Below are 8,842 nucleotides of genomic sequence, written 5' to 3' on the forward strand. Positions count from 1 at the left end.
CCGGCCCCGCCGGGCCGGGCCGGGTCAGCCGCTTCAGGCCCGCCGCTTCAGGACAGGCGGGACCCCGGCCCGACGACCGGCTCGCTGCCGGTGGCCTGCTCGACGATCGCGTCGAACGACCGGCGGCACGTGCGGTGCTCGCCGAGGCGGTTCGGCTTGCCCTCGCCGTGGTAGTCGCTCGACCCGGTGACGAAGAGCCCGAACTGCTGGGTCCAGTCGAGCAGGGTGCGCTTGCCGTGTGCCTGGTTCTCGCGGTGGTCGACCTCCAGGCCGGCGAGCCCCGCGTCGACGAGTTCGCGGAGCATCAGCTCGTCGATCACGATCCCCCGGGACGACGCTGCCGGGTGGGCGATCACGGGCACCCCACCGGCGGCACGGATGAGCTCGACGCCACGCAGCGGCGACGGGGCGTCGTGCGGCTGGTAGTAGCCGGAGGACGGGTGGAGGATGCCGCGGAACGCCGCACTGCGGTCGGACTCGAGGCCGAGCCGGACCAGCGCGTCGGCGATGTGCGGGCGGCCGATGGTCGCGCCCTCGCTCGACTCGGCCAGGACGTCGTCCCAGGTGATCGGGTGGTCGCGACCGATCGCGTCGACCATGCTGCGGGCCCGGGTGAGGCGGCCGTCACGGATCGCGGTGGTCTCGGCGACGAGACCCGGGTCCGCCGGGTCGACCAGGTAGCCGAGCACGTGCACGCTCCGCCAGCCGATCCGGGTGCTGAGCTCGAGCCCGGGCACCAGCGTCATCGGCAGCTGCCGGACGGCTTCGGCGGCCTCGTGCCAGCCCGCTGTGGTGTCGTGGTCGGTCAGGGCGACGCCGTCGAGGCCGCTGGCCGCAGCGGCCCGGACCAGCTCCCCCGGGCGCTCGGTGCCGTCGGAGACGCTCGAGTGAGCGTGCAGGTCGATGAACGGATCAGGCACCCCGTCATGCTACCGACAGGTCACCAGCCGGTCGGACGCCGTTCACAGACGCGGTTCGCCGGCCGTGCGCTCGGCCGCTGCGGACCAGCCGTGTCCCGCGGACCAGGAGAGTGTCACCCAGCATCCGGGGGCTCCACGTGTGACGGGGTGGACGATGACGCCGATGGTCTCCGGGACGACGGCGTCGTCGAACGTCACCCGCGCCTCCGCGTCCGGCCGCACGGCGAGTGCCGGAGCACACGTGCGCCACGCTGTCGCCGCGGTTGCCCGCTGTCCCCGGCTGACCGCCGCGTCGAAGCGACGCTCGTCGTGGTGCCGGAGCCCGTCGACGGCAGCGCGCCGGGCGTGCAGCCCGGACGCCGCCGACGTCGGCCGGCGTGCTGTGGACGGCGCACCCGGCCAGGAGGACCGTGGCCACGCCCGCCACGAGGGCCGCGGTGACGCCTCGGTCTCGTCCCACGTGTGTCCTCGTCACCGCACGTCCCGTGTGCGGCGGAGCGGCGGGAGCAGGTGCATCGACGCGAAGGCGAACACGCCGAGTGCGGGCAGGAAGAACCGCGGGTCGGGTTCGTAGCCGTCGGTCGCGGGCTGGTCGGCGTACGCCTCGTTGTGCACCGGGCCGGCCGTTCCGACCACGGAGGACAGGCAGAGGACCGCGACGGCGACCCCGAACACCACGAACGTCCAGCCGGCTCGACGGATCCACCACGCTCGTGCCCGGGGGACGATGCGGAGCGGCAGTGCGAGCCAGACGAGCGCGAGGCCCGAGGTCGCTCCGCCCGGCGGACGACGGAGCGCGATCGGTGGGACCTGCTGCCAGTCGGCCATGGCTGGATGCTAGCGCGAGCGGCGTCTCCGGCCCCCGGCGAGCTGCGAAGTCGCCCCCGAGCTGCACATCCGCGGCCTCCGCCCATGTACGGCGCGTGCACACCGTGCTTGGATGCACCGAGACCGGATCAGGCCTTGTGAGCGGCAGGCGGGCGTGATGGTCATCCTCGGAGCGGAACGCGCGCAGTCGTTGCGCCGCGAACTCGAGGCGGCCCGTGCCGCCGGACACCTGCGGAACCGCCTCGAGTCCTTCCCGAGCACGGCCTGGGCGCGGTGGTCGATCCGTGCTGCCTTCGCTGCCCCGTTCCTGGTGATCGCGTCCGTCGCCGCGGATCCCTCGGTGTCCACGATCACCGTCAACCAGACCGCCGTCGACCACGTCTCCACGTTGGCGTGGGACCGCGCCGACGTGGCCTGGATCACTCAGCTCTACCCACCGTTGGGCACCGTCCTGGTGCGGTTGATCCCCGGCGGCGCTGCCGGGTTGGCCCTGGTCGGTGCGCTCGTCGCCGGGGTCCTGCTGCAGTTGCTGCTTGAGGTCATGGTGCAGCGGCGGTTCGAGTGGTGGAAGAGCGCGGTGTTCCTCGTCGCGATCGGCGCCAACCCGCTGTTCGCGTACACGGCCACCGGCAACTTCGAGGCGTTCCTCAGCATCGCGTTCTTCGGGATCGGCACGATCAACATGGTCCGGTTCGTCTCGAGCGGGAACACGAAGGCCGGGTTCGAGTCCGGCATCCTCTTCATGCTCGCTGCCCTCGCGGACGCATCCGGCCTGGTGCTCGTGGTCGCCGCAGCGGTCACGGCTCCCCTGCTGTCCGTGGCCCGGCGGTCCGAGTCCGGGGCCCGCTGGTCGAACGTGCTGATCGTGCTCTTCCCGACGATCGCCGTGTTCGCCGCGGTGATGTTCCTCCAGCTGCTGTTCGGGCACAGTCCGTGGTCGGTGTTCGAGAACGCGGTCCACTTCGACCCGACGCTCGGGGCACTGGTCCCGCACCTCTTCACGACCCTCGACGGCGTGCTGATCCTCGCTCCCGTCGCCAGTGGCTCCGCCCTGGCCCTCCTCAGCCGTCGCCCCGGTTCGATACTCATCTCGGTGTTCGTGTTCCTGGCGCTCGTGCTCGGGTACGTCTTCGGCCTGATCCCGGTGAACTCGGCGGGGAACGTGTTCCTGGTGATGACGATGATGGGCATCGCGGTGATCCCGGCGGCCCGGACGGTGCGGGCGAGCGTGCTGATCACCGTCGTCGGTGGGGTCCAGGTGCTCATCGCGTGGACCGCGGCACTCAACCGGCCGGTGACGCACAGCTGGATGACGGCCATCGGGCACGTCCTCGGGTGGCGATGACCGATGGGCTCCACGCGTTCGACGAGGTCCGGGCGGCACGTCGCGCTCGTCCGTCCGGACGAACTCGTCGAGCTCGAGGCGGAGGGTCTCGACGCGGCGCTGCAGCGGCCCGGAGCCGGCCAGCGGTACCTCGCGGAGGACTGGATGCCACTCCGGATGCTCGCGGACGGCACGATGCTGGTCGCCACCTCCGCCCGCGCCGACGACGCGTCCCTCGCCGACGCACTCGCCGAGGAGCTCGGGGCACCCGTCACCTTCGTCCCGGTCGACAGCTGGACCCTCCGCCGTGCGGTCCTGGGCCGGTTCCACGGTGCCGTCGCCGATGCCGCGGCGAACGAACTCCACGACCGGAACCCCACGCTCTCCGCCCGCGTCGTGTTCTCCCGTGCCCAGAAGGTGACGGGAGGCGCGCTCCTGCTGGTCGTGCTCGCCTGCGCCGTCGCGTGGCCGGCTGCCACCGTCATCGCGGCGCTGACCGCCGCGAGCCTGGTGTTCCTCGCGGGCACCGGCTTCAAGTTCGTCGTGGCGACGCAGGGTGCCCGCTACGACGTCGTCGAACGCATCACGGGTGCCGAGGTGGCGGCGCTGGACGACGACGACCTGCCGACGTACACCGTCCTCGTCCCGGTGTTCCGTGAGGCGAACATCGTCGCGCAGTTGATCGACAACCTCGGGGGGCTCGACTACCCCGTGCACAAGCTCGAGGTGATCATCCTGACCGAGGAAGAGGACCAGGAGACGCGGGACGCCATCGCAGTGGCGAACCCGCCCGCACACTTCCGTGTCATCAGCGTGCCGAAGGGGCATCCGCAGACGAAACCCCGCGCGTGCAACGTCGGTCTCTACGTCGCCACCGGTGACTTCCTGGTGATCTACGACGCCGAGGACACCCCGGACCCGGACCAGCTCAAGAAGGCCCTCATCGCGTTCGAGCGTGGTGGCGAGTCCACCGTGTGCGTGCAGGCGGCGCTGAACTACTTCAACGCCCGCGAGAACGTCCTGACCCGGATGTTCACCCTGGAGTACTCCTACTGGTTCGACTACATGCTCGCCGGGCTCGACCATTCCTCGTTGCCGATCCCGTTGGGCGGGACGTCGAACCACTTCCGGACCGCCTCGCTCGTCGAGCTCGGCGGCTGGGACCCGTACAACGTGACCGAGGACGCCGACCTCGGGATCCGGGCCAGTGCCGTCGGCTACCGCGTCGGGGTGATCAACTCCACGACGATGGAGGAGGCGAACACCTCGATCCCGAACTTCATCCGCCAGCGCTCCCGGTGGATCAAGGGCTACATGCAGACGAGCCTGGTCCATGCCCGACGCCCGGTCGCCCTCATCCGGCAGATCGGCCTCCGCAGGTTCTCTGCCTTCGTGCTCCTCATCGCCGGCACCCCCGCGACGTTCCTGTGCGTGCTGCCGTTCTCCGCGCTCACCGTCGTGACGTTCCTGGTCCCGCAGGGCAGCCTCCAGGCAGTGTTCCCGGTGTGGGTGCTCTGGCTGTGCCTGTTCAACTTCCTGGTCGGCAACGCGATCATGATCTACCTGTCGATGATGGGCCCCTTCAAACGCGGGACCTTCCACCTGATCCTCTGGTCGCTCCTCAACCCGGTGTACTGGACCCTGCACTCGATCGCGGCGTACAAGGCCCTCTGGCAGCTGCTCACCCGCCCGCACTACTGGGAGAAGACCGAGCACGGCCTGACGACCCACGGGCCCGGGGGCGGCGCCGTGGGCGACAGCGCGGGCGGAGGTGCGCCGGGCGATGCCGGTTGACGCTGCGCAGGTGGCCGGGTCGCCCACCACCGAGCAACCAGGGGGAACGGACATGTCCACAGCACAGCGCGCAGCGGCGACGAGGGTCCGGGCGACATGAGCGCGGTCAACTCGGGCGTGGAGCGCGTCCGGCGTCGGCACCGAGAACATCGAGGAGCGCCAGCGCGTCCGCGTCCCTCGAGCCGGGCGGCGCCGTGTACAAGACGAGGAACTGGCCCTGATCGGTGAGCTCGAGTGCGTCGCAGTCGACGGTGACCTCGCCGACGGCCGGGTGCCGGAAAGTCTTCGTCAGCACCGGCGCCGGATGGACGTCCTGCCGTTCCCAGAGCCGGGCGAAGTCGGCGTTCCCGGTCCGCAGCTCCTGCACGAGTCCGGCGACTTCGTCGTCCGCGGGGTGCTGCGCGAGCGTGGTGCGCAACCGCATGACGACCTGCTGCTGGAACTCCGTTCCGTCGGAGATGCCGTACGGCGGGACGACGGGCAGGGGCGATCCGGCAACGGGGAAGGCCTTGCGGGCGAGGTTCCGTCCGGCGCGGTCCTGCCCGGCGAAGTCCTCCATCAGCGCCACCGCGAGGTCGTTCCAGGCGAGGACCTCGAAGTCCGCGGACATCACGATCGCCGCGGTCTGCGGCAGGCGCTCGACGACGGCCAGGATGCTCGGGCGTACCTCCCGTTGGACGGTCCCCCGGTGCAGCGGAAGGGTCCCGGCGAGCAGGTGGAGGTGGGCGGACTCGGCCGAGGTGAGCCGCAGCGTGCCCGCGATCCCTGCCAGGACCTCGGCGGAGGGACGGGGTGCGCGCCCCTGCTCGAGCCGCACGTAGTACTCGGTCGAGATGTGCGCCAAGACGGCGACCTCCTCGCGCCGGAGGCCCGGCGTCCGCCGACGCGTCCCCGACGGCAGGCCGATGTCCTCCGGATGCAGCCGTTCCCGCCGGGAGCGGAGGAACGCGGCGAGCTCCTGCTTGTCCATGCGCCGAGTCTGCCCCGAGCGGGCGGCGCGATCCTGGTACCGGGTGTACCTGGCTCCGGGAGGCGCTGTGGCCGGACGCTGACGTCATGACCAACGACACCAGCATCACTCCCCCCACCATCCTCCCGATCGGCCTGCTCACCGGCAAGGTCGTGTTGATCTCCGGCGCCAGCCGCGGCATCGGGGCGGCCGCCGCTCGGCTGTTCGCCCGCGAAGGGGCCGCCGTCGTCCTGGCAGCGCGGAGCACCGACGCCCTCGACGCCGTCGTCGCCGCCGTCCGGGCCGACGGCGGCACGGCGGACGCCGTCGCGCTCGACCTGGCCGACCCGGCGAGCATCCGCGCCGCCGTCGACCGGGTCGACGCCCTGCACGGGCGGCTCGACGGTGCGTTCAACAACGGTGCCGCGATCCAGCAGCCCGGACCGCTCGACACCACGAGCGACGAGGACCTCGACACGCAGTTCGCGGTGAACTTCCGCGGCCACTGGGTCGCCATGACCGCCGAGGCCGCCCTGATGCGACGCTCCGGCGGCGGGGCGATCGTGAACACCTCGAGCATCGGCAGCCGCCGTGCGAACCCGGCCCTCCCCGCCTACGGCGCGATGAAGCGCGCGCTCAACAGCATCACCGAGACCGCCGCGGTGACGTGGGCTCCCCAGGGGATCCGGGTGAACGGGATCACTCCGGGCGGCACGGCGACCGAGATGATCGACGCGTGGGAGGCGGCGACGCCGGGCATCGTCGAGCAGATCAACGCCTCGGTCCCACTCGGCCGGATGGCCCGGCCGGAGGAGGTCGCCGAGGTGGCGGCCTGGCTGCTCAGTGACCGGGCGTCGATGGTCACCGGGGCGAGCGTGCCGGTGGACGGCGGCGCCGGAGCCTGATCGGTGGAGCGGTGGGATGATGGGACGCATGGCCGACACCACTCCCCGCGCGACGAGCAACCGCTCCACCACTCCCGGCTCGTCCGTGTTCAAGGACCACATCGCGTCGAACTGGGCGGAGCGCGAGCGTCCGCTCCCGGCGCCCCGCGAGCAGTCCGCCTTCGCTGCCGAGCGTCGTGCGCGGCTCTCGGAGCTGCACACCGGACGGACGCTCGTCGTCCCCGCCGGGCAGGCGAAGGTGCGCTCGAACGACTGCGACTACCCGTTCCGCCCGCACTCCACGTTCGCGCACCTGACCGGCTGGGGCACGGACACCGTCGTCGGGTCCGTCCTGGTCCTGGCGCCGAACGGCAGCGGGCACGACGCCACGCTGTACTTCCGTGCGACCGCCGGCCGCGACTCCGAGGAGTTCTACGCGAACCCCGAGATCGGTGAGTTCTGGGTGGGACCGCGGCCCTCACTGGCCGAGGTGTCCGCCGACCTGGGCCTCGCAACCGCCGACCTGGGCGAGCTCGACCGGGTCCTCGACGGCCTCGACGCCTCGGTGCTGGTCGTCCGCGACGCCGACACCGACTTCACCCGCGCCCTCGACGAGCGGCTCGGTGCGACCGTCGGTGGCGCCGAGGATCAGGACGACACCCCGGCGACGGCGGACGTGCTCTCCCGCGACCTGTCCGAGCTGCGCCTGGTGAAGGACGCGTTCGAGGTCAGCGAACTCCGCAAGGCCGTCGACGCGACCCAGCACGGGTTCGACGACGTGATCGCCGACTTCGACGCGGTCCTCGCCCATCCCCGTGGCGAGCGCATCGTCGAGGGCACCTTCAACCGCCGTGCCCGCGCGGACGGCAACACGGTCGGGTACGACACGATCGCGGCTGCCGGCCACCACGCCTGCATCCTGCACTGGACCCGGAACGACGGTGCCGTGCAGCCGGGCGACCTCATCCTCATCGACGCCGGGGTCGAGGTCGACTCGTTCTACACAGCCGACATCACCCGGACGCTGCCGGTCAGCGGCACGTTCTCGCCCGTCCAGCGGATGGTCTACGAGGCCGTCCTGGAGGCTGCCGATGCGGCGTTCGCGATCGTCAAGCCCGGCATCACGTTCCGTGAGGTCCACGCGACCGCCATGCAGGTCATCGCCCGCAAGACGGCCGAGTGGGGCTTCCTGCCGGTCTCGGCCGACGAGTCGCTGGAGCCGGAGAACCAGTTCCACCGCCGGTACATGGTGCACGGCACGAGCCACCACCTCGGGCTCGACGTGCACGACTGCGCGAAGGCCCGCCGTGAGATGTACCTCGACGGCATCGTGCAGCCCGGCATGGTCTTCACCATCGAGCCCGGACTGTACTTCCAGCAGGACGACCTGACCGTGCCGGAGGAGTTCCGCGGCATCGGCGTCCGCATCGAGGACGACATCCTGGTGACCGAGGACGGCGCCGAGAACCTGTCCGTGCACATCCCCCGGACCCCCTCGGAAGTGGAGGGGTGGATCGCCCGCACTCCGCGCTAGCCTGGGCCTCGTGAGCGCTGAAGCCCCCTCGAGCACCTTCCTGATCGACGTCGAGCACTTCGACTCGCCCGATGCCCAGCGGCTGCGTGCCGCCCAGCGCATCGAGATCGACAGCACGTACGGCGCGGACACCGAGCCCGGACCGAAGCCCACGGCCGACTCGATCGCGGTGTTCTTCGTGGCGCGCGACGGCGACGGCACCCCGGTCGGCTGCGGTGGTCTGCGGATCGTCGACGACGGCATCGCCGAGGTGAAGCGGATGTACGTCCGGACGGAGTCCCGCGGGTCGGGTGTGGCCGCGGCGATGCTGCGTCGACTCGAGGAGGCCGCGCTCGACCTCGGTTCGCCGGCCCTCGTCCTCGAGACGGGCACGGAGCAGAAGCGGGCGATCGCGTTCTACGAGCGCGAGGGCTTCAGCCGCATCGCGAACTTCGGCCCGTACGTGGGCGCCGACCGCTCGGTCTGCTACTCGAAGATCCTCTGACCAGCAGAGCTGACGACGACGGGGGGGGGCCCCCCCGGCCCCGCCGCGGGGCCGCCCCCCCCGGCCCCCCCCCCGCCCCGCCGGGGGGGGCGGGGCCAGCGGGCGGGGGAGTCCGTGTCGTGGAC

Annotated in this window: 8 protein-coding genes; 5 read left to right on the forward strand and 3 right to left on the reverse strand. The window is 71.6% G+C overall.

From position 1 onward, the window contains the following. Positions 1 to 47: 47 nt before the first annotated feature. Positions 48 to 920, reverse strand: coding sequence for a PHP domain-containing protein (locus tag QCD68_RS10710; protein WP_301223004.1), 873 nt, complete (start codon positions 918 to 920; stop codon positions 48 to 50). Positions 921 to 1,391: 471 nt separating this feature from the next. Beyond that, positions 1,392 to 1,748, reverse strand: coding sequence for a hypothetical protein (locus QCD68_RS10715; protein WP_301223005.1), 357 nt, complete (start codon positions 1,746 to 1,748; stop codon positions 1,392 to 1,394). Positions 1,749 to 1,905: 157 nt separating this feature from the next. Here QCD68_RS10715 and QCD68_RS10720 point away from each other — a divergent pair, with 157 nt between their 5' ends. After that, positions 1,906 to 3,093 carry a hypothetical protein gene (locus tag QCD68_RS10720; RefSeq protein WP_301223006.1) on the forward strand — a complete coding sequence of 396 codons (1,188 nt, stop codon included), beginning with the start codon at positions 1,906 to 1,908 and terminating at the stop codon, positions 3,091 to 3,093. 3 nt (positions 3,094 to 3,096) lie between these two features. Then, positions 3,097 to 4,866 (forward strand): glycosyltransferase, encoded by a 1,770-nt coding sequence (locus QCD68_RS10725; RefSeq protein ID WP_301223007.1) that lies wholly within the window; start codon positions 3,097 to 3,099, stop codon positions 4,864 to 4,866. A 106-nt stretch (positions 4,867 to 4,972) separates the two neighbouring features. On the opposite strand, the gene QCD68_RS10730 is transcribed toward QCD68_RS10725, so the two are convergent. After that, positions 4,973 to 5,836, reverse strand: a complete 864-nt coding sequence (locus QCD68_RS10730) for a helix-turn-helix transcriptional regulator (protein ID WP_301223008.1) — start codon at positions 5,834 to 5,836, stop codon at positions 4,973 to 4,975. 86 nt (positions 5,837 to 5,922) lie between these two features. On the opposite strand from QCD68_RS10730, the gene QCD68_RS10735 reads away from it, so the two are divergent. Genes QCD68_RS10735 through QCD68_RS10745 form a run of 3 tightly spaced genes read left to right on the forward strand, consistent with a single transcriptional unit; the run spans position 5,923 to position 8,717 of the window. After that, positions 5,923 to 6,720, forward strand: a complete 798-nt coding sequence (locus QCD68_RS10735) for an SDR family NAD(P)-dependent oxidoreductase (protein WP_301223009.1) — start codon at positions 5,923 to 5,925, stop codon at positions 6,718 to 6,720. A gap of 28 nt (positions 6,721 to 6,748) precedes the next feature. Continuing rightward, positions 6,749 to 8,233: an aminopeptidase P family protein gene (locus QCD68_RS10740; RefSeq protein ID WP_301223010.1), complete on the forward strand. Its 1,485-nt coding sequence runs from the start codon at positions 6,749 to 6,751 to the stop codon at positions 8,231 to 8,233. 10 nt (positions 8,234 to 8,243) lie between these two features. Beyond that, a complete protein-coding gene (locus QCD68_RS10745; protein WP_220039231.1) occupies positions 8,244 to 8,717 on the forward strand; it encodes a GNAT family N-acetyltransferase in 474 nt (157 codons plus the stop codon). The last annotated feature ends 125 nt before the right edge of the window (positions 8,718 to 8,842 follow it).

The organism is Curtobacterium sp. PsM8 (assembly GCF_030433875.1).
Classification (GTDB): domain Bacteria; phylum Actinomycetota; class Actinomycetes; order Actinomycetales; family Microbacteriaceae; genus Curtobacterium.

What these genes read in the sequence shown, in the direction of transcription:
- QCD68_RS10715 (WP_301223005.1), bottom strand. Translation starts at nt 1,748, where the DNA reads ATGGCCGACTGGCAGCAGGTCCCACCGATCGCGCTCCGTCGTCCGCCG.
- QCD68_RS10730 (WP_301223008.1), bottom strand. Translation starts at nt 5,836, where the DNA reads ATGGACAAGCAGGAGCTCGCCGCGTTCCTCCGCTCCCGGCGGGAACGG.
- QCD68_RS10735 (WP_301223009.1), top strand. Translation starts at nt 5,923, where the DNA reads ATGACCAACGACACCAGCATCACTCCCCCCACCATCCTCCCGATCGGC.
- QCD68_RS10720 (WP_301223006.1), top strand. Translation starts at nt 1,906, where the DNA reads ATGGTCATCCTCGGAGCGGAACGCGCGCAGTCGTTGCGCCGCGAACTC.
- QCD68_RS10740 (WP_301223010.1), top strand. Translation starts at nt 6,749, where the DNA reads ATGGCCGACACCACTCCCCGCGCGACGAGCAACCGCTCCACCACTCCC.
- QCD68_RS10725 (WP_301223007.1), top strand. Translation starts at nt 3,097, where the DNA reads ATGGGCTCCACGCGTTCGACGAGGTCCGGGCGGCACGTCGCGCTCGTC.